At 70.5% G+C, this 18538-nt stretch carries 20 protein-coding genes; 9 read left to right on the forward strand and 11 right to left on the reverse strand.

Features of this window, described 5'->3' with window-relative positions:
- Positions 1-45 precede the first annotated feature (45 nt).
- The 5 genes from AB0J69_RS28855 to AB0J69_RS28875 all read right to left on the reverse strand — a co-directional run bounded on the left by AB0J69_RS28855 (position 46) and on the right by AB0J69_RS28875 (position 4951).
- Positions 46-468 (reverse strand): cupin domain-containing protein, encoded by a 423-nt coding sequence (locus AB0J69_RS28855; RefSeq protein ID WP_364123303.1) that lies wholly within the window; start codon positions 466-468, stop codon positions 46-48.
- Positions 469-502: 34 nt separating this feature from the next.
- Entirely contained in the window at positions 503-1261 is a 759-nt protein-coding gene (locus AB0J69_RS28860; RefSeq protein WP_364123305.1) for an SDR family oxidoreductase, read from the reverse strand.
- A gap of 140 nt (positions 1262-1401) precedes the next feature.
- The gene (locus AB0J69_RS28865) at positions 1402-2220 is read right to left on the reverse strand and encodes a universal stress protein (protein ID WP_364123307.1); all 819 of its coding nucleotides are present in this window, start codon (positions 2218-2220) and stop codon (positions 1402-1404) included.
- Positions 2221-2251: 31 nt separating this feature from the next.
- Positions 2252-3994, reverse strand: a complete 1743-nt coding sequence (locus AB0J69_RS28870; protein WP_364123309.1) for an FAD-dependent oxidoreductase — start codon at positions 3992-3994, stop codon at positions 2252-2254.
- A gap of 123 nt (positions 3995-4117) precedes the next feature.
- A complete protein-coding gene (locus AB0J69_RS28875) occupies positions 4118-4951 on the reverse strand; it encodes a helix-turn-helix transcriptional regulator (protein WP_364123311.1) in 834 nt (277 codons plus the stop codon).
- Between the two features lie 275 nt (positions 4952-5226).
- Between AB0J69_RS28875 and AB0J69_RS28880 the strand changes: the two genes are divergently transcribed.
- The 5 genes from AB0J69_RS28880 to AB0J69_RS28900 all read left to right on the forward strand — a co-directional run bounded on the left by AB0J69_RS28880 (position 5227) and on the right by AB0J69_RS28900 (position 9737).
- A complete protein-coding gene (locus AB0J69_RS28880; RefSeq protein ID WP_364123378.1) occupies positions 5227-6582 on the forward strand; it encodes an aldehyde dehydrogenase family protein in 1356 nt (451 codons plus the stop codon).
- Between the two features lie 92 nt (positions 6583-6674).
- On the forward strand, positions 6675-7613 hold the full coding sequence (locus AB0J69_RS28885) for an RNA polymerase sigma-70 factor (RefSeq protein WP_364123313.1): 939 nt from the start codon (positions 6675-6677) through the stop codon (positions 7611-7613).
- Positions 7610-8044 (forward strand): hypothetical protein, encoded by a 435-nt coding sequence (locus AB0J69_RS28890; protein WP_364123315.1) that lies wholly within the window; start codon positions 7610-7612, stop codon positions 8042-8044. Before AB0J69_RS28885 ends, AB0J69_RS28890 begins: the two co-directional genes overlap by 4 nt.
- Positions 8045-8172: 128 nt before the next feature.
- Entirely contained in the window at positions 8173-9000 is an 828-nt protein-coding gene (locus tag AB0J69_RS28895; protein ID WP_364123317.1) for a HAMP domain-containing sensor histidine kinase, read from the forward strand.
- Positions 8997-9737 (forward strand): ATP-binding protein, encoded by a 741-nt coding sequence (locus AB0J69_RS28900; protein ID WP_364123319.1) that lies wholly within the window; start codon positions 8997-8999, stop codon positions 9735-9737. The genes AB0J69_RS28895 and AB0J69_RS28900 overlap by 4 nt, the downstream gene beginning before the upstream one ends.
- A gap of 16 nt (positions 9738-9753) precedes the next feature.
- Here the strand turns inward: AB0J69_RS28900 and AB0J69_RS28905 are convergent, their stop codons facing one another.
- The gene (locus AB0J69_RS28905) at positions 9754-10107 is read right to left on the reverse strand and encodes a helix-turn-helix domain-containing protein (RefSeq protein ID WP_364123321.1); all 354 of its coding nucleotides are present in this window, start codon (positions 10105-10107) and stop codon (positions 9754-9756) included.
- 67 nt (positions 10108-10174) lie between these two features.
- Between AB0J69_RS28905 and AB0J69_RS28910 the strand changes: the two genes are divergently transcribed.
- Positions 10175-10942, forward strand: a complete 768-nt coding sequence (locus AB0J69_RS28910; RefSeq protein WP_364123323.1) for an SDR family oxidoreductase — start codon at positions 10175-10177, stop codon at positions 10940-10942.
- An 88-nt stretch (positions 10943-11030) separates the two neighbouring features.
- A complete protein-coding gene (locus AB0J69_RS28915; RefSeq protein WP_364123325.1) occupies positions 11031-11957 on the forward strand; it encodes a glucosyl-3-phosphoglycerate synthase in 927 nt (308 codons plus the stop codon).
- A gap of 461 nt (positions 11958-12418) precedes the next feature.
- Here AB0J69_RS28915 and AB0J69_RS28920 read toward each other — a convergent pair whose 3' ends face one another.
- Complete coding sequence (locus AB0J69_RS28920) at positions 12419-12850, reverse strand: hypothetical protein (protein WP_364123326.1); 432 nt, start codon at positions 12848-12850, stop codon at positions 12419-12421.
- 308 nt (positions 12851-13158) lie between these two features.
- Positions 13159-13731 carry a TetR/AcrR family transcriptional regulator gene (locus AB0J69_RS28925; RefSeq protein WP_364123328.1) on the reverse strand — a complete coding sequence of 191 codons (573 nt, stop codon included), beginning with the start codon at positions 13729-13731 and terminating at the stop codon, positions 13159-13161.
- Positions 13732-13817: 86 nt separating this feature from the next.
- Between AB0J69_RS28925 and AB0J69_RS28930 the strand changes: the two genes are divergently transcribed.
- Both AB0J69_RS28930 and AB0J69_RS28935 read left to right on the forward strand, forming a co-directional pair.
- On the forward strand, positions 13818-15029 hold the full coding sequence (locus tag AB0J69_RS28930) for an MFS transporter (protein WP_364123330.1): 1212 nt from the start codon (positions 13818-13820) through the stop codon (positions 15027-15029).
- 281 nt (positions 15030-15310) lie between these two features.
- Entirely contained in the window at positions 15311-16519 is a 1209-nt protein-coding gene (locus AB0J69_RS28935) for an acyl-CoA dehydrogenase family protein (protein ID WP_364123332.1), read from the forward strand.
- A gap of 74 nt (positions 16520-16593) precedes the next feature.
- On the opposite strand, the gene AB0J69_RS28940 is transcribed toward AB0J69_RS28935, so the two are convergent.
- The 3 genes from AB0J69_RS28940 to AB0J69_RS28950 are packed head-to-tail and all read right to left on the reverse strand — an operon-like array spanning position 16594 to position 18500.
- Positions 16594-17121, reverse strand: a complete 528-nt coding sequence (locus AB0J69_RS28940; RefSeq protein WP_364123334.1) for a hypothetical protein — start codon at positions 17119-17121, stop codon at positions 16594-16596.
- Positions 17122-17137: 16 nt separating this feature from the next.
- Positions 17138-17959 (reverse strand): AAA family ATPase, encoded by an 822-nt coding sequence (locus AB0J69_RS28945; RefSeq protein ID WP_364123336.1) that lies wholly within the window; start codon positions 17957-17959, stop codon positions 17138-17140.
- Complete coding sequence (locus AB0J69_RS28950) at positions 17952-18500, reverse strand: hypothetical protein (RefSeq protein ID WP_364123338.1); 549 nt, start codon at positions 18498-18500, stop codon at positions 17952-17954. The genes AB0J69_RS28945 and AB0J69_RS28950 overlap by 8 nt, the downstream gene beginning before the upstream one ends.
- Positions 18501-18538: the final 38 nt, after the last annotated feature.

Below are 18538 nucleotides of genomic sequence, written 5' to 3' on the forward strand. Positions count from 1 at the left end.
CGCATGTGCCGCCTGCCGGCCTGTGTCCTCATGGTGCGAATCTGCTCAGGACGGGCGCGGGGCGCGGCGGTCCTTGCGCTGGGCGAGCTCTTCCTCGTCCACGAGGGTGAGCATCGGCTTGTCGGGATCGCACAGCATGGTGACGGTGAACCGCAGCGGGACGTCGTCGCGGTGGTTCCCGTCCTGGTAGTGGATGACGTCGCCGCCGGGCTCCCAGAAGGCCTCCCCGGCGCGTACGACCCGCTCCGGCTCGCCCTCGATCTCCAGCAGCATCTCGCCTTCCAGCACGAAGCCGAACGCGGGCCCGGTGTGCCGGTGCGGCGGCGTGCCGGGGTCACCGGGCGGGTACTCGATCACCACGGTCATGGCGTGCGCGCCCGCCGGGATGAACGGCGGCTCAGCCTCCTGCACCATGGTCAGCGCCGTCTGCCACGCGGTCGATCGCTGCTTCGGGTCGACGTCAGACATGGGAACTACCTCTCGTGAACTATGGGCATCAGGGCTACTTGCCGGTCGCGTTCCGGGCGGCCCAGTCGCGGTAGTGGATCGCGCCGAGGGTCGCGTCGTCACCCAGCGGCACCAGCGACCGCTCGGTGAGCTCGCTGCCGAAGTAGGTCGCGTGCGGATCGGTGACCACCTCGCGCTGGTCGCCCAGGCCGGCCAGCGCCTGGCGGAAGAACTCGTCCATCCGGAACTGGTCCGGCCCGGCGATCTCGATCCTGCCGTTCAGCGGCTCGCCCACCGCGGTCCGGCCGACCGCCTGCGCGACGTCGTCGCCCGCGATGGGCTGGAAGAGCACCGGCGCCATGTGCACCTTGCCGTCCTTCGTCCCCGAATCGGCGATGGCCCGGACGAACTCGAAGAACTGGGTGGCGTGCACCAGCGAGAACGGGATCATCGACTTCTCGATGAGCTGCTCCTGGGCGATCTTCGCCGCGAAGTAGCCGTTCTCGGGCATCCGCTCCGTGCCCACGATCGACAGCGCCACGTGGTGACCGACACCGGCCGCCTTCTCCGCGGCGAGCAGGTTGCCCGTGGAGGTCTGGAAGAACTCCATCACCGCCGCGGGCTCGAACGACGGCGAGTTCGACACGTCGATCACCACTTGCGCACCCTCCAGCACCTCGGCCAGCCCTTCACCGGTGAGGGTGTTCACACCGGTGTTCGGCGACGCGGCCACCGCTTCGTGACCGTGCTCGCCCAGCTTCGTCACCAGCTTCGACCCGATCAGGCCGGTGCCGCCGATAACCACGATCTTCATGGGACATCCTTTCTGTCCGCCGGGGACAGCTTTGCCCTCCGGTCGTCAGCTAAGACAGCGCAGCCGCCGGGCTTGTGACAGCTGCCGCGAAAATCTTTCTTGGTGCCTGATCAAGCCATCGACGATGCTCGGGCGCGGGCCTATCGATGGACCTGGATGATCGCGACCGGGCAGGTGGCGTGGTGCAGGACAGCCTGGCTGACCGAGCCGTGCACCAGCGCGCTGAGCTCGCGCCGGTGGTGCGAGCCGACGACGAGCAGGGACGCCGCCGACGCGGCGTGCATCAGCGCCTTGCCCGGGTGGCCGGTGAGGGACTTCTGGACGGTCGTGACCGAGGGGAAGAGCTCCTGCCACTTGGCCAGGGTCTCCTCGGGCAGGACCGTGGGACTCGGGTCGGCCGACCCGTCGGGGCCGACGTGCGCCAGCACCAGGTCGTTCCCCGTCCGGGCGGCGTGCGCGAACGCGAAGGGGAGTAGCGCCTCGCTCTCGCCGTGCCCGGCGATGCCGGCCACGACGGGGCCGCGGGGCGTGGCGGGCTCGCGTACGACGACGACGGGGCAGTGGGCCACGATGCCGAGCCGGGCGCCGACCGAGCTGAGCAGCAGCCCGCCGACCTCGCCGAGCCCGCGGCTGCCCACGACCAGGAGTCCTGCCTGGTGGGAACGGCGCAGCAGCGCGGTGAGCGGATCACCTTCCGGCATGTCGGTGGTCACCTCGATGCCGGGCGCGACCGACCGCGCCCGGTCCAGCGCCGTGGCCAGGACGCGTTCGGCGGCGTGCCGGAGGCCGCCCTCGGGCGGCGCGCCCGGCGCCGGGCCCAGGGGCGCGTTCAGGAGGGGCCAGATGAAGGCGTGCAGGATCTCCAGCGGCCGCCCGCGGCGTTCCGCCTCGGCGGCGGCCCACTCCACGGCACGCAGGCTCGCCTCGGAGTCATCCACGCCCACGACTACAGGGCTCATCTTTGGGGTCCTTTCACGGGTTATGGGGGAGTTACTCGACGAGCTTTCCGGCGGATGAGACCTCGCGCATGAGCGCCGCGATCTCCGCCGGAATCGGCGGGATGCTCTCCTTCTCCACCGATCCGGGGCCGGACCACACGAAGTTGACCTGCAGCTCGGGGTCGAGCTCGGGGTGGTCGGAGCGGTTGTGGCAACCGCGGGTCTCGCGACGCTCACGAGCGGTCTCGATCGTCGCGCGGGCGGCGAGCGCCGCGGACTTCAGGTCGAAGGCGTGCGCGAGGTCCTGGAAGCCGGCGATGTCCGGGTGCACGCCGACGTTCTCGATGCGCGCCTCCACCGCGGCGAGCTCGGCGAGGCCCTTCAGCAGTCCGCTCTCGTCGCGCACCACGCCGGCGTGCTCCGTCATGATGTCGCGCAGGGCCCGCTGCAGCGCCCGTACGTTCTCGGGGCCGTCGGCGGCGAGGAGCTCGTCCACCTCCGCCCGCGCCGCGTCGAGCGCCTCGGCCGAGCGGCGCTGGGCTTCCAGGCCCGCGGAGTGCTCGGCCGCCGCCTGCCCGACGATGCGGCCGAAGACGAGCAGCTCGATGAGCGAGTTGCCGCCGAGGCGGTTGGCGCCGTGCAGGCCGCTGGCCGCCTCGCCGATCGCGTACAGGCCGTCGACGCCCGTGCCGTGGTCCTCGGGCCGCACCCAGACGCCGCCCATCGAGTAGTGCGCGGTCGGCGCGATCTCGATCGGCTGCTTGGTGATGTCGAGCATCTGCAGTTCGAGGAGCGTCTGGTAGACGCGGGGCAGCCGCGTCATGATCGTCTGTCGCGGCAGGTGCGACACGTCCAGCCAGACGCCGCCGTCCGGGGTCCCGCGGCCCTCCTTGATCTCGGTGTACGCGGCCAGCGCGACGCGGTCCCGCGTCGACAGCTCCATCCGCTCCGGGTCGTACCGGGACATGAACCGCTCGCCGAGCTGGTTGCGCAGGATCCCGCCCTCGCCCCTGGCCGCTTCGGAGACGAGGGTGCCGGCCGCGTTCTCGGGCGAGATGAGACCGGAGGGATGGAACTGCACCAGCTCGGGGTCGCGGATGCGGCAGCCGGCGAGGACGGCGAGGCGGAAGGAGTCGCCGGTGTTCTCGTCCCTGCGGGAGGAGGTACGCCGCCAGATCCGGGTGTGCCCGCCGGCGGCCAGGATCACCGCGTCGGCATGGATGACGTAGCGGGTGCCGTCGGTCAGGTCGAACCCGTACGCGCCGAAGACCGCGTTGTCGCGGACGAGGAGGCGCGTGATGTACACGGTGTCGAGGATGGGGACGTCGAGCTGCGCCGCCCGGTTGATCAGCGTGCGCTGGATCTCCAGCCCGGTGTAGTCGCCAGCGTACGCGGTGCGCCGGTAGGTGTGGGCGCCGAAGAACCGCTGCGAGATGCGCCCGTCCTCCTCCCGGGCGAACGGCATGCCCCAGCGCTCCAGGTCCTCGATGCCCCGCGCCGCCCCCTCGGCGACGATGCGCACCGTCTCCGGGTTGGCGAGCAGATAGCTCTCCTTGAGGGTGTCCGCCGCGTGCTGCTGCCAGCTGTCCTCCGGGTCCATCGTGGCGAGCGCCGCGTTGATGCCGCCCGCCGCGAGCGAGGTGTGCGCGTCCGCCTTCGGTCGCTTGCCCACCGCGAGGACGCCGACCCCGCGCTCGGCGAGCTCGATGGCGGCCCGCAGCCCGGCCCCTCCCGTGCCGATGACCAGGACGGATGTGGCGACCTGTCTCTCGGGCCGCCTCTCCGGCCGTCCCACTGGCCCTATCTCTCGCGACTGCATGGTGCCCCTCCGGTCTGTCACAAGAACGTGTCCCGGAAGGACGACAGGACAGAGGCCGGATTTGTGACAGGCCGGACCGGCGCGCGGGCAATTTCTCTGCTAGCGGCGCTGGTCCCCGATGACCGACAGCAGGCGCAGCTTGTCGTAGCTCTCGCTGCCCGACGGCGCGGTGTAGACGACGAGGCTCTGGGACTGATCGGGGTCGACCAGCGTCTGGCAGTGCAGTTCGAGCAGGCCGAGCTCCGGGTGCCGGATGCGTTTCTGCGGGCAGTAGAGGCGGCTGACCGGGTGCTCGCCCCACAGCTCGGCGAACTCGGCGCTCTCGGCCAGCAGCGCGTTCACGATCGCCGCCGTGCGCGGGTCCGTGCGGTCGCGGGTGTGGAGGTCGTGCAGGTTCGCCGCCATCAGCCTGCTGTGCGCCGGGTGGTCGTCCTCGGGATGCATCGCCCGCGCGCCGGGATCGGTGAACCATCGGTAGTGCGGGTTGCGGGCCATCCCGGTGCGTACGGTCTCGTCGCCGATCAGCGCCTTCGACAGCCGGGTCTGCTTCAGCGTCTCGCCGAGATAGTTCACGACCTGGGCGGCGGCGTCCTCGAGGCCGTCGAAGATGCGCATCATGCCGGGGTTGATGTGGTCGGCCCGCAGGGTCCGCTGCGGGGTGGCGTAGCCCGCCAGGCGGAACAGGTGATCGCGTTCCTCCAGCGACAGGCGCAGCCCACCGGCGATGGAGGCGAGCATCTGCTCCGACGGGTGCGGCCCGCGCCGCTGCTCCAGCCGGCTGTAGTAGTCGACCGACATGTCGGACAGCACGGCGACCTCCTCGCGCCGCAGCCCGCCCGTACGACGCCGCCCGCCACGGGGCAGCCCCACGTCCTCCGGCTGCAACGCCTCCCGGCGGCTGCGCAGGAACTCGGCGAGTCGGGCCCGGTCCACGATGGTCGACCTCCTCTTGATACGTCCGCCCCCCATGAACACTTCCCGGCCGGAAATGTTTCCTTGGCGTGCCGAGTATCGGGCCGCCGCGCTCCCGTATCCATGCTCTGCCGATCCCTGGACAGGCGGAACGGGGACCGCGCCCGGCCGGATCCCCGGATCGGCAGGACATTCCTCCGGCCCGGCCCCGCTGCCACGGTCGTCTCATGAGCACAACCGCACTCAAGACAGCGACCCACTGGATCGGCGGCCGGAGCGTCCCCGGATCCACCCATATGATCGACGTGGTGAACCCGGCGACCGGCGCCATCATCGCCCAGGTGCCGGAGGGCACCACCGCCGACGTGGACCGCGCCGTCGCCGCGGCGCGGGCGGCCTTCCCCGGCTGGGCCGCCACCGACCCGGCCGTACGCGCGCGGATCGTCGGCCGCATCGCCGACGGGCTGCGCGGCCGGACCGAGGAGATCGCCACCACGATCACCAGCGAGATGGGCGCCCCCATCACGCTGTCCCGCGCCGCGCAGGCGGGCTTCCCGGTCGCGGTGGCGGCGTCCTTCGCCGCGCTCGCCACCGATTTCGCCTGGTCCGAGCGCATCGGCAGCTCGCTGGTGGTGCGCGAGCCGATCGGGGTCGTCGGCGCCATCACGCCGTGGAACTTCCCGCTCCAGCAGATCGTCTCGAAGCTGGCGCCCGCCCTGCTGGCGGGCAACACCATGGTGTTCAAGCCGTCGGAGATCGCGCCGCTCACGGCGGCGATCCTGGCCGAGGTCGCGGCCGAGGCGGGGCTGCCCGCCGGGGTGTTCAACGTCGTCCACGGCACCGGCCCGACCGTCGGCGCGGCCATCTCGGCACATCCGGGCATCGACATGGTGTCGTTCACCGGCTCCACCCGCGCGGGCCGGCTGATCGCCGCCGCGGCCGCCGAGACCGTCAAGCGGGTCACGCTGGAGCTCGGCGGCAAGTCGGCCAACGTCATCCTCGACGACGCGGACTTCCCCGAGGCGGTCGCCCACGGCGTGGCCATGACCTACACCAACGGCGGGCAGGTCTGCGGCGCGTGGCCGCGGATGCTGGTGCCCGCGTCGCGGCAGGAGGAGGCGATCGAGCTGGCCGTGGCCGCCGCGAAGGGCTACGTCGTCGGCGACCCGATGGACGAGGCCACCCTCATCGGGCCGATGGCCTCCGAGCAGCACCGGCGGCGGGTCGAGGGCTACATCGAGCGCGGCGTCGCCGACGGCGCCCGGCTGGTCCTCGGCGGCCCGGGCAGGCCCGCCGGGCTGGACGGGGGCGCGTACGTACGGCCGACGATCTTCGCCGACGTCGCCCCGGACGCGGTCATCGCCCAGGAGGAGATCTTCGGGCCCGTCCTGACGATCATCCCCTACCACGGCGACGACCAGGCCGTGGAGATCGCCAACAGCACGATCTACGGGCTCACCGGCGCCGTCTTCGGCAGCCCCGACCGCGCGATGGCGATCGCCCGCCGGCTCCGCACGGGTCAGGTGGACGTCAACGGCGGCGAATGGAACGTCCTGGCGCCGTTCGGCGGATACAAGCAGTCGGGCAACGGCCGCGAGTTCGGCCGGCAGGGCCTCGAAGAGTATCTTGAGACCAAGTCCATCCAGGGCTGATCTCCTGACGGGGGAAACCTTCCCGGACTGTTACCCGCCGCTGGCCTGTCCCCGCTGCTCAAGGGGTAGGCGCAGGGCGGGGGCGATGAACTGTGACGGAAACCGTACCGACCGGCGAGCCCGGCGGGCCTGACGATCTCGAACAGGCCGCGGCGGTGTTCAACGGTGTGCGGCCGCGCCTGTTCGGCATCGCCTACCGGATGCTGGGCAGCGCGGCCGAGGCCGAGGACCTGGTGCAGGACGTCTGGCTGCGCTGGCAGTCGTACGACCGCTCCACGGTGGACAGCCCGGCCGGGTTCCTGGCGACGGTGACCACGCGGCTCGCCATCAACGCCGCCCAGTCCGCCCGCGTGCGCCGCGAGACCTACATCGGGCCCTGGCTGCCCGAGCCCGTCGACACCGGCGCGGACCCCTACCTCGGCGCCGAGCGCGGCGAGGCCCTGGAGGTCGCGGTGCTGATGCTCCTGGAGCGGCTCTCGCCCACCGAACGGGCGGCGTACGTGCTGCGGGAGGCGTTCGACTACCCCTACCAGCGGATCGCCGAGATCGTCCGGCTCAACGAGACGGCGGTCCGCCAGCTGGTCAGCAGGGCCCGCAAGCGGGTGCTCGCCGGGCGCCGCCGGCCCGTGACCACGGACGAGCAGCGCAGGCTGCTGAAGGCCTTCGTCGCCGCCGCCCGCTCCGGCGACCTGACCGCGTTGGAGGAGCTCTTCACCGCGGACGTGGTCAGCTACTCCGACGGCGGCGGCGCCGTACGCGGCGCGGCACGCTTCCCCGTGGTGGGCGCGACGCGGCTGGCGAAGGTCATCAAGGCGTTCTCCGGCCGGTTCTGGGACGGCGTCGACGTGGGCTGGGGGAGCACGAACGGCCGGCCCTCCGCGCTGCTGAGCCGGGACGGGCAGCTGTTCGCCGTCATCACGGTCAACGCCTCGGACCAGGGCATCGACCAGGTGTTGTGGATGCTGAACCCGGCCAAGCTCACCGCGGTGTCCCCGCCGCACGGGCCGTTACCGCTGCAGTCGCGATCGTGACGGCGACCAGCAGGACGCAGAAGGCTGTGCTCGCGGCGACCACGGCGGCCACGCCGATCCGGGGCGCCGTGAGCGGCAGTAGGGGGATGGCGATGACGCGGCCCGCGGCCGCCGCGGAATCGATGACGGGCTCCCTGACGACGCCGGGACGGCGCGAACCACGTGACGTTCGCCCATGCCCGGCAGATCGCGAAGCACACCTGCAGGAACGGCATCACCTCGGCGAGGCCGTGCCCTTCGGCGAGTGCGCGAGCCGGGCGGTGAACGGCCGCGACCGCGACCACGAAGGCGCGGTCGAACAGCAGCTCCCGAGCCGGCTCGAGGCGCGGTGCGGCCCATCGATGGCCTGCGCCGCCATCCGGATCCGCCTGGCGGCAAGGTCTCGCTCCTGTCGCTGCGCGTTGTCGTCGATCTGTGACACCGGCCACTGAATCCAGGGGCTGTCACAGACAACGAGGTTGACCTGTCTCAGCTGGTAGCCGAGACGACAACGGGATGCACCGACCGATGACCTGCGGCGATATCTCCGGTGCGAACGCGAACGGAAGGAAGTCGTGTTGTGACGGCAAACGTCATGCCCCTGTACGACGGCGAGGCCCCACGCCCGACCGGTGACGGAGGGGCTGCGCCGGCGATCAGAGCGGCCTGCGACAAGGTGCGCGACCTGAAACGCGAGCTGCGCAAGAAACAGCGGTTCGCCTCCGACGCCGCGCACGAGCTGCGCACGGCGATCGCGGGGCTGCGCACGGAGCTGGAGGAGGCGAGGCTGTATCCCGACGAGACCGACCTCGGCGACCTCCTCACCCGCGCGTTGCGAGACGTCGACCGGCTGAGCATGATCATCACCGATCTGCGGATCCTCGCCGAGATGGAGTCGGGCCCGCCCGTCCGGCCGCAGCACGTCGACCTGGCCGAGCTGGTGCGTGGCGAGATCGCCCGCAGGTCCGACCGCATCGAGGTCCAGCTCCGGCTGGAGCCCGGGATGACCGTCCAGGTCGTCCCGATCCGGATCGGCCGGGTGCTGACCAACCTGCTGGACAACGCCCAGCGGCACTGCCGTCACCTGGTCGAGGTCCGGCTGTGCCGGGACGACGGCCACGCCGTGCTGACGGTGTCCGACGACGGGGAGGGCGTCGCCGAATGCGAACGGGAGCGGATCTTCCAGCGCTTCACCCGGCTGAAGGCGGCCCGCCGCCTTGATGGGAGCGGCACCGGCCTGGGCCTGGCGATCGCCCGCGACATCGCCCGGGCGCACTTCGGCACCCTGCACGCCGGGGAGTCCGAGACGGGTGGTGCGAGCTTCGTGCTGCGCCTGCCACTCGCCCGTTCAGCCGCTCCGGCCGGCCCGCGTACGGACCGGTGCCTGCACGAGGCGATGGACCCGTGAGCGCGGGTGAGCGGGCGATGGAGCCGGAGCCCCACACGTGCGCCCGAGAGCTGAGAGCGGCGCGGACGTTCGCCGAGCAGCTGATGGATCGGCGACGCCAGTTCACCGCCGACGCCTCGCACGAGCTGCGAACCCCCCTCGCCGCGCTACGCGTGCAGGTGGAGGAGGCGCGGCTGCACCCGGACGAGATCGATCTGCCCGAACTGCTGCACCACGTGGCCGACGACCTCGACCGGCTGGAGAACATCGTCAACGACCTGCACCTGCTGGTCACCCTGGAGGACGACCTCGGCAGAAGCCTGGCGGAGGTGAACCTCACCACGCTGGCCGAGACGGCGGCGGCCCGGTGGGCCGGGACCCACGACGTACGGCTCGATCTCGAACCCGCGGTGATGGTGGAGGCCGCCTCCTGGCAGATCACCCGGCTGCTCGACAACCTGCTGGACAACGCCCGGCGCCACGCCACGCACAGGCTGGAGGTGAGCCTGCGCCGCGCGGGCGATCAGGCCGAGCTGGCAGTGTCCGACGACGGGCAGGGGGTTCCGCAGGCCGACCGCGAACGGGTCTTCCAGTGCTTCGCCCGCCTGGACACCGCCCGCAGCCGCGACCGCGGCGGCGCCGGCCTGGGCCTGGCCATCGCCCGCGGCATCGCCTCGGCCCACCGCGGCACCCTGCACGTCGAGGAGACGCCCGATGGCGGCGCGCGCTTCGTGTTCCGCATCCCGCTCGCCCGTTGACCGGCTGCTCCCGTCATCAGGTGGGCTGCGGACCGTCCTTCAGGCTCACCTGGTGCCCGACGTCCTCGTCCTCGGCCGCGGCCAGCACCACCTGCAGCAGCCCGGGGAAGCGGGCCTGCAGATCCTGCGCGCGCAGGGTCACGAAGCAGCGGGTGCCCTCCTGGCGCGTACGGGTCAGCCCGGCATCGCGCAGGACCCGCAGGTGGTGGCTGAGCGTCGACTTGGCGACGGGCGCCCGCAGCTCGCCCCACCCGCGTTCGCGACCGTCGGCCAGCACCCGCACCAGGCCGACCCGGATCGGATCGCTGAGCGCGGCCATCACCCCGGTCAGCCCGATATCGCCAACTTCAGGGTGATGCGCCTGTCTCATCCCATCATGATAGCTTGTTCGATATTTCACGAACATCGAACGAGTGCCGCGAACAGAGGAGTATGACGTGACCGTCCAGCCCAACGGCCATCTGCAAGACCAGGTCGCGATCGTGACCGGAGCCGGCTCCGGCATCGGCCGGGCCACCGCGATCGCCCTCGCCCGCGCCGGAGCGCGCGTGCTCGGCGTGGGACGCCGTGCCGAAGCCCTGAACGAGACCGCCGCCCGGCATCCCGGCATCGAGCCCATGCCCGCCGACATCACCGCCGGGGGCGCGCCGCAGGCCGTCGTCGAGGCGGCCGTCGACCGCTGGGGCCGCCTGGACGTCCTGGTCAACAACGCCGGCGCCACCGCCGTCATGTCGCTGGCCGACACCGACGCCGACCGCATCGCCGGCCTGCTGGCGCTCAACGTCACCGCGCCCAGCCTGCTCGCCCACGCGGCGCTGCCGCACCTGCGGGCCAGCCGTGGCACGATCATCAACCTCTCCAGCACCTACGGCCACTGCCCGCTGCCCGGCGCCGCCCACTACGCCGCCACGAAGGCCGCCGTGGAACAGCTGACCCGCAGCTGGGCGCTGGAACTGGCCGGCGACGGCATCCGGGTCAACGCCCTGGCGCCCGGTCCCACCGAGAGCGAGGCGCTGACCGCCGCCGGCCTGCCCGACACGGTCGTCGAGCAGATCAAGCAGGACGAGGCCGCCCGCATCCCGCTCGGCCGCCGGGGCACCCCCGAGGAGGTGGCCACCTGGATCGTGCACCTCGCCGACCCCGCCGCCACCTGGATCACCGGGCAGGTCCTCACCATCGACGGGGGCCTGGAACTCGCCCCGTGAGCGAGGTTTGAACGCCGGAGCGGGGTGCCGGGAGGGGTGCTGGGCCGTCACATAAGCTGACACGTGGGGATTCGGGGGGAGGGGTCGCATGCTGCCTGAAGTGCACGGATGGTTGCGACGCCGTACTTCGTCCGCAAGTGACTGGCCGCTCCGGGATCTGGTGGCCGCCAAGGGGGAGACCACGGTCAGCGTGGTCCTCCCGGCCCGCGACGAGCGGGAGACCGTGGGGGAGATCGTCGGGATCATCCGGCGGGAGTTGGCCGGGCTCGTCGACGAACTCGTGGTCATCGACTCGCGCTCCACCGACGACACCGCGCTGGTGGCCGCGCGGGCGGGGGCCAGGGTGCACGCGCAGGACGAGATCCTGCCGCAGCTCAAGCCGCTCGACGGGAAGGGCGAGGCGCTGTGGAAGTCGCTGGCCGTCACGTCGGGGGACGTGCTGGTGTTCGCCGACGCCGATATCCGGAATTTTCGTGCTTCTCTGATACTCGGGGTGCTTGGTCCGCTTTTGGCTGACCCCACCGTGGTGTACGCCAAAGGGTGCTATGACCGTCCACTCCACGACACCCCCAACGGCGGGGGTCGCGTCACCGAGTTGGTCGCCCGCCCCCTGATCAACCTGCACTGGCCCGAGCTGGCCGGTTTCGTGCAGCCGCTGGCGGGGGAGTACGCGGGGCGCCGCTCCGCCCTCGAACGCGTACCGTTCCTGACCGGTTACGCCGTGGAGCTGGGCCTGCTGATCGACCTGCTGGAGCTGGCCGGGCTGGACGGGTTCGCGCAGGTGGACCTGGGTTCGCGCGAGCACGCGCCGCAGTCCATCGAGGCGCTCGGCGCGATGGCCTCGCAGATCATGCTCGCCGCGTGGTCGCGGCTGGAACGCCAGGGCAAGATCGAGACCCGCCACACGCCGTCCGCGCGGCTGGCTCAGTTCCGGCGGGTGGAGGACGGACACGAGGCGACGACGAGGGACGTCGGCATCGGCGAGCGCCCGCCGATGCTCACCATCGACACCTGACTGGGTATCCAGGACGACCGGGCTCGGATCGGCTGATCGACCCTTCTTCTCGCGCACGTGCCGGCGCAGCAGTCGTGGATCTTCTGGGCGGTGCCGTCGTCGCGCCACTTGGCGAAGTAGCAGGAGGTCGCGCTGCCCGGCGGCAGGTAGTCCCACTGGCAGCCGGTCCGTCCTGGTAGAGGATCGCGTTGACGATCTCGCGCGCCCTCCGTGCTACGCGCGGAGGGCGCTGACACACTGGGGGCTGCGCTTGCAGGCGAGATCGCCGGCCAGGAAGCCGCCATTCGGCGACCGGCCCTTTGCCGACGCTCATGCGGCGGCCCCGCGAGTTTCCTTGACCAGCCGGGCGGAGGAGATGAGAGGTCCTCCCGGTCGGGAGCGCATGGCGAGCACACCTCGGGCGGCAGCTGCCGGCGATGATCGCACAGAGGTTCGACCACTGCCCCAGCTCTCGGCCGGCCCTACCTGATCGTGATATAGCCGGAGCTGTTCAGGCACTTGGTGCTGTTGCAGGTGCGCAACATGTACTTGTAGACGGTGCCGATGGAAGCGGTGTAGTTGTAGCCGGTCTTCGAGCTGCCGCAACCGTTGTCGTTCTTCTGCACCCAGTTGGCGATCCAGATCTTGGGGCCGTAGTTGTCGCACTTGGTGTCCCTCGTCCTGAACCAGATGTAGTCCTGGTCAATGCGCTGCCATCCACTGCCCTTGACGGTGCATCCCCTCTTGACGTACCCCTCGACGGAGGCGCCGGTGATGCTCTTGGAGAAAGTCTGCGTGGACTTGCAGCCCGTGACGGTGAGGGCTGCGGCAGGGGACGCATTGAGGGTAATGGTCGTGGCAGCTGCGACCACGCCGACGGCGATCGCGGCGATGCGCTTGGAAGTGAACTTCATGAGTCGGGAAGTTAGCGGTGCCCGGTATAGCGCCGGTATGCCGGGCAGGCGCGGCCAAGTCACCGGTTCGGCCACACCTGCGCCTGGGCGCGTTATGGTCGGCGGGCTGGCAGCGTGAGAATCGCGGTTTGTCGGAGCAGGCATCGTTGGTCTTGCCGTCGCCCGCAAGCCGGCCCGTAGCACGACCGCGACGTTCCTGACCAGCGCGCCCCACTCAGTCCAAGCGACGAACGTGACATCAACTCGCGCAACGCCCGCTGAGACCCACCATCCGAGAAGCCGCTTGAAGGGCGGCCACTACGGGGGCGTTACTTGAGGGCGGCCGCCACGAAGGCGGCGATCTGGTCGCGCATGCCCTCGTGATCGTCGGCCGCCTCGCCCAGGATGATCCGCCCGAGCTGCGGCATCATCGATGGGAACAACGCCAGTCCCGTCAGCGTGAACAGCATGCGCGCCGTCGCGGCCGACGGCTCCTCCCCCCGCCCCGCCGCCAGCGAGGCCGTCTTCCGCCCGCAGCGCTCCACCCGGATCTCCTGGCCGGGCAGCAGGTCCTGCCCCCGGTAGTTGAGCGCCTCCCACATCAGCAGCCGCACCAGGTCGGGATGCGAGCGGTAGTAGTCGGTCAGCTTGGCCACGTAGTCCACGGGGTCGGCCCCCGGCAGCGCGATCTGCCGGGTCAGGTCGTCGAGCGCCTCCTCGATGACCGCGTCGAACAGTTTCTCCTTGCTGCCGAAGTGGCCGTAGATGCGCTCCTTGTTGACGCCGGCGCGCTCGGCGATGCGGTCCACGCGGGCGCCCGCCACTCCGTACGCGGCGAACTCGTCCCGCGCGGCTTCCAGCAGGGCGGCCCGGGTGGCGGCGGTCGAGACCTTGGGTGCCATGCGGCCTATCCTAGCCACCAACCGGTTGGTTGCAAACCAACCAATTAGTTGACATCCAACTAGTTGGTTGGCTACTGTCCCCGCTCATGGCACTAACCGTTCCGCGCACCCCGCCCCTCCAGCCCCCGGCCCAGCCCGCCGCCCCCATCGCACCGTTCGGGCGCACGCTGACCGCCTTCACCCTCACCGCCGTCCTGGTCAGCGGCCAGCTCTACGTCGTGATCCCGCTCCTGCACGACATGGCCACCGCCTGGGGCACGTCGGCCGACAGCCTGACCTGGCTGGTGACCGCTTTCGGCATCGGGTACGGCGTCGGCTTCCTGGTGTTCGGCCCCCTTTCGGACCGCTACGGCCGCCGCAGGCTGCTGATGATCGGATTGCCGCTGGCCGCCCTTACATCGGCATTGGTCGCGTTGAGCCCCTCTCCCGAGGTGGCGCTGATGTTGCGGGGCGTGCAGGGTGTGGCGGTGGCGATGTTCCCGCCCGCGGGCATGGCGTACCTGGGCGAGCGGCTGGAGCCGCGCCGCCGCGTGGTCGCGATCGCGGCGGTGACCGGCGCGTTCCTCGCCTCGGCCGTGCTGCTGCAGGTCGCCGCCCAGCTCCTGGTGGACGTGACCGGCTGGCGCGGGATGTTCGTGCTGTCGGCGGCCGGTTTCGTGGTGACGGCGCTGGGCGTGCGCGCCGTCATGCTGCCCGACCTCCCGCGCGAGAGCGCCGGATCCGCCCTGTCGGCCTATCGCCCGCTGCCCGGCCTGCTGCTCCACCGCGTCCTCGGCCTCCGCTACCTGGCCACGATCATGCTGATGACCGGCTTCGTGGCCGTGTACACCGGGCTGCAGATCTACGGCGTCAGCTCCCCCTCCGAGCTGCTCGCCCTGCGCGCGGCCGGGCTGCCGTCGATCGTGCTGGTGCCCGTCCTGATGCCCTGGCTGGCCCGGATCCCCACGACGACCAGGGCGGTGGTGTTCCTGGCGGCCGGCGCCCTCGCGCTCGCGGCCGTCGGCGTCACCGGCACCACCGTGCTGGTGCTCCTGCTCGCCCTCTACGTCGCCGCCATCACCGGCGGGCTGCCCAGCATGAACGAGTCCATCTCCGCCGGCGCCGGCCGGGCGCGCGGGACGGCGCTGGCGCTGTTCTCCTTCGCGCTCGCCGTCGGCGGCAGCGTCGGCCCGCAGGTGGCCGCCGCGTTCGGGGGCTTCACCCCGCTCATGTACGGCCTGGCGATCGGCATGACCGCAGCCGCCCTGGCCGTCCTCGCCTCGGGCCGGCTGCACGCGAGGTCAGCCGCCGCGCACTAGACCACCGACCGTGAAGATCGGGGGCCGCCGCGCACATCCGGCCACGGAATCTCCACGGGCGAGCGGGCCACGACGACCGCCTGCGCGGACGCCGGGACCTCGCGTCCGGTCGAAGTACGCCTGCCGGACCACGGAGCAACAGTTCCCTCGCCCGCAGGTCGACCGGCGATCCGACCTTCGCCCGCACCTGATTGAGGGCTGCCGGGGCATTCCTGGCGCCGCTACCGGCCGGTAGGGTGTTACCACCGGTAACGCATGGGACGGTTCGAGGAGTGCAGCACATGACGGGGTTCTGTCCGGAGCTCAGCGGCGACGTGGCCGAGGTACGCGACTGGGTGCGCGCGTTCGCCCGCGACGTGATCCGCCCGGCGGGCGCCGAATGGGACGAGCGCGAGGAGACCCCCTGGCCGGTCATCCAGGAAGCGGCCAAGATCGGGCTGTACTCGCTCGACTTCTTCGCCACCCAGTGGTTCGAGGAGAGCGGGCTGGCGCTGCCGGTGGCGTTCGAGGAGATCTTCTGGGGCGACGCGGGCATCGGCCTGTCCATCACCGGCACCGGCCTGGCCGCCGCCGCCCTGGCCGCGAACGGCACCCCCGAGCAGATGGGGGAGTGGCTGCCGCAGATGTTCGGCACGGAGAACGACGTCAAGCTGGGCGCGTTCTGCGCCTCCGAACCGGACGCCGGCTCCGACATCGGCGCCATCCGCACCCGGGCCGTCCAGGACGGGGACGACTGGGTGCTCAACGGCGTCAAGACGTGGGTGACGAACGGCGGCATCGCGAACGTGCACGTGGTCGTGGCCTCGGTCGACCCGTCGCTCGGCACCAGGGGCCAGGCGTCCTTCGTCATCCCGCCCGGCACGCCCGGGCTGTCGATGGGACAGAAGTTCCGCAAGCACGGCATCCGCGCCTCCCACACGGCCGAGGTGATCCTGCAGGACGTCCGCGTGCCGGGCTCGTGCCTGCTCGGGGGCAAGGAGAAGCTGGAGGCCCGGCTGGCGCGCGTACGCAAGGGGGAGCGGGCGGGGGAGCAGGCGGCGATGCGCACGTTCGAGACCACCCGCCCGTCGGTGGCCGCGATGGCGGTCGGCATCGCGCGGGCCGGCTTCGAGTACGCCAGGGACTACGCCCGCGAACGCGAGCAGTTCGGCCGCCGGATCGGCGAGAACCAGGCCATCGCCTTCCTGCTCGCCGAGATGGCCACCCGCGTGGACGTGGCCCGGCTGCTGACGTGGCGGGCCGCGTGGATGGCCCGCAACGGCAGGCAGTTCGAGCAGGCCGAGGGGTCGATGTCGAAGCTGGTGGCGGGTGAGACGGCGGTGTGGGTGACGGAGCAGGCGATCCAGATCCTGGGCGGCGCGGGGTACACCAGGGAACACCCGGTGGAGCGCTTCCACCGGGACGCCAAGATCTACACGATCTTCGAGGGCACGTCGGAGATCCAGCGCCTGATCATCGGCCGCGCGGTCACGGGGCTGCCGGTGCGCTGAGAACTCCGCACGTCAGCGGGGTGGCGTGACCGCAGTACCAGCATCGCGGCCGGCCGCCCCTGACCGGCCGCTCTCTAGCCGTTACCGGCGAGGTTGATGCCGGCGGTGACCTCGTCCAGTTCGGGGATGCTCATGGTGGTGCCGTAGAAGCCACTTCGCCACTGCACCGGGTTCGCAGGGCTCATGCCGAGTTCTCGGTTGGCCATGTCCCGGTCGACGCCGTAGGCGTAGCGGCTATGCACGATCTTGCGGAGCCCGAGCTCACGGGTGACCAGCTCGAACTTCTGCAGTGCCAGATCGATCTCGGTGGCAACGCCGTCCTGCCAGCCTGCGTCGACCTGGACCGTGTCCCGCCCAGCGGACATGTGCAGCATGTGCCGGCCCCAGTCGATCTTGACGAAGAGTTCGACATGACAGGTACCGAACTGGTCCAGCCCGTAGATGGAGATCTCGCTGATCCAGCGTCGTTCCACCCCACGGAGAAGATTGCGGATGTGAACCTGGTCATTAGAACAGCGGGCCAGAATGCGATGCACTTGGAGCTTGATGAGTTCGCCACGGGCGTAGGTCGCGGTGTATGTGGCGGTCCTGGCAATGGCCATACCTGTTCCCTGCGTTTTAGGACGAGAGGAAATCGTGTGCCGTGTCGGCGGAAACGAACTTGGCCACCGTGATGATGTCCTCGATCGGCTGGGGATGGTCGTTGATCTGCACCCTGCTGCCCAAGACGAGCTGCTTGGCAAGCTCGCCGAGCCCGTACCTGTGCAGAGCGGTGGTGAGGGCGGTATCGTCCATTCGGCGTCGCACCGCCGCCCAGAAGGAGATCGGCTGGTCGGGGAAGCTACGAACGAGATCGCCGGCCTCCTGCTCCCTCAGCCAGGGGAACAGCGAGTGCACCGCTGAGGCCCGTTCTGCGGAATCCATGCGCCAGCTGAAAATACGCATCCGCCCATTGCGTCGCAGGGGAGCGTACAGGCGGGTGAGGTCGTTTCCGGTGAGAATGATCGGGATTCGACGCACTTGCTTGCCCTCCACCCGGGTCGGATAGTCCGCCAGGTGCATCAGCTCGGAGATCAGATTCTGCGTGTTCACGGTGTACTGGGTCAGGTCGCCCCAGCTGCCGATCGCAGCGTCGGCGTCGTTGAGCAACATCGCTGCTGGAGTGCCCGTGTCGGCGTACATGCCGGCCTCCAGGTAGGCGGTTCGTATTCTGGCCGCCGGAGCTCCGGCGTTCGGGCTTTCCATCTCCCCACCGGACAGCAGGACAGAATGAATGCTCTCCTTCTCCAGGATCCGCTCGACCTGGTAGGTCTTCCCCTCGCCCGGTGGGCCCTGGATGCCCAGAAACAGCGGAGTCCCCGGCTTCACGTCAGGCCGAAAATTGGCGATCAGATGAAGGCCGACAGCATCGGCGAAACGTTGTGCTATCGAGTCAGTCACTCCCGGATTCCTTCCGGCGCCGCTCCTTCTCGCGAAGCACCTCCGTCGGCAGGTTCAGAATCTCAGCTCGAAGATCTGGCTTTGAAGCCGCCGGAGCCGCCGGAGCCGCCGGAGCCGACGGAGCGGGTGGCTCCGGCGGGATGAGCTCGCCCTCGGCGGGTCTGCCGTCGCGTTTGGCCATGGCCTCCTCGGACGTCAGCGGGAGTCCCAGCTCGCGGCGGCGTGCGGTTATGTTGGCGACCAGCTCGTCCAGCGCCTGCTGCGGTGACGGGAGCGTTTTCCGGATCCGTCCGGATGGCCGAACGACCAAGCGGTCGTCCTGCCAGGAGAGGCCCCGATCCTGCCTGACGATCACGTCGAGTTCTCGGACCGCCAGGGCCGTAGCCTCAACCTTGCTGTCCAGTGCCTGAGTTGCCGTGATCTGTCTTTCGATCTGCGCGACCAGTTCGGCTCGGTTCCGCTCGGTCTGCCTATTGGTCAGCAATCCGGTGATGTAATCGCCGAGTACGTTCGCGATCACACCGAGAACAATTTCGATCAACTCCCGACCTCGCATTCTGCGTGGGGGTGAATCACCAA

Source organism: Nonomuraea sp. NPDC049709, from assembly GCF_040674815.1.
Taxonomy (GTDB): Bacteria; Actinomycetota; Actinomycetes; order Streptosporangiales; family Streptosporangiaceae; genus Nonomuraea.

What these genes read in the sequence shown, in the direction of transcription:
- AB0J69_RS28865 (WP_364123307.1), bottom strand. Translation starts at nt 2,220, where the DNA reads ATGAGCCCTGTAGTCGTGGGCGTGGATGACTCCGAGGCGAGCCTGCGT.
- AB0J69_RS28905 (WP_364123321.1), bottom strand. Translation starts at nt 10,107, where the DNA reads ATGAGACAGGCGCATCACCCTGAAGTTGGCGATATCGGGCTGACCGGG.
- AB0J69_RS28930 (WP_364123330.1), top strand. Translation starts at nt 13,818, where the DNA reads ATGGCACTAACCGTTCCGCGCACCCCGCCCCTCCAGCCCCCGGCCCAG.
- AB0J69_RS28860 (WP_364123305.1), bottom strand. Translation starts at nt 1,261, where the DNA reads ATGAAGATCGTGGTTATCGGCGGCACCGGCCTGATCGGGTCGAAGCTG.
- AB0J69_RS28920 (WP_364123326.1), bottom strand. Translation starts at nt 12,850, where the DNA reads ATGAAGTTCACTTCCAAGCGCATCGCCGCGATCGCCGTCGGCGTGGTC.
- AB0J69_RS28940 (WP_364123334.1), bottom strand. Translation starts at nt 17,121, where the DNA reads ATGGCCATTGCCAGGACCGCCACATACACCGCGACCTACGCCCGTGGC.
- AB0J69_RS28915 (WP_364123325.1), top strand. Translation starts at nt 11,031, where the DNA reads ATGCTGCCTGAAGTGCACGGATGGTTGCGACGCCGTACTTCGTCCGCA.
- AB0J69_RS28855 (WP_364123303.1), bottom strand. Translation starts at nt 468, where the DNA reads ATGTCTGACGTCGACCCGAAGCAGCGATCGACCGCGTGGCAGACGGCG.
- AB0J69_RS28935 (WP_364123332.1), top strand. Translation starts at nt 15,311, where the DNA reads ATGACGGGGTTCTGTCCGGAGCTCAGCGGCGACGTGGCCGAGGTACGC.
- AB0J69_RS28880 (WP_364123378.1), top strand. Translation starts at nt 5,227, where the DNA reads ATGATCGACGTGGTGAACCCGGCGACCGGCGCCATCATCGCCCAGGTG.
- AB0J69_RS28925 (WP_364123328.1), bottom strand. Translation starts at nt 13,731, where the DNA reads ATGGCACCCAAGGTCTCGACCGCCGCCACCCGGGCCGCCCTGCTGGAA.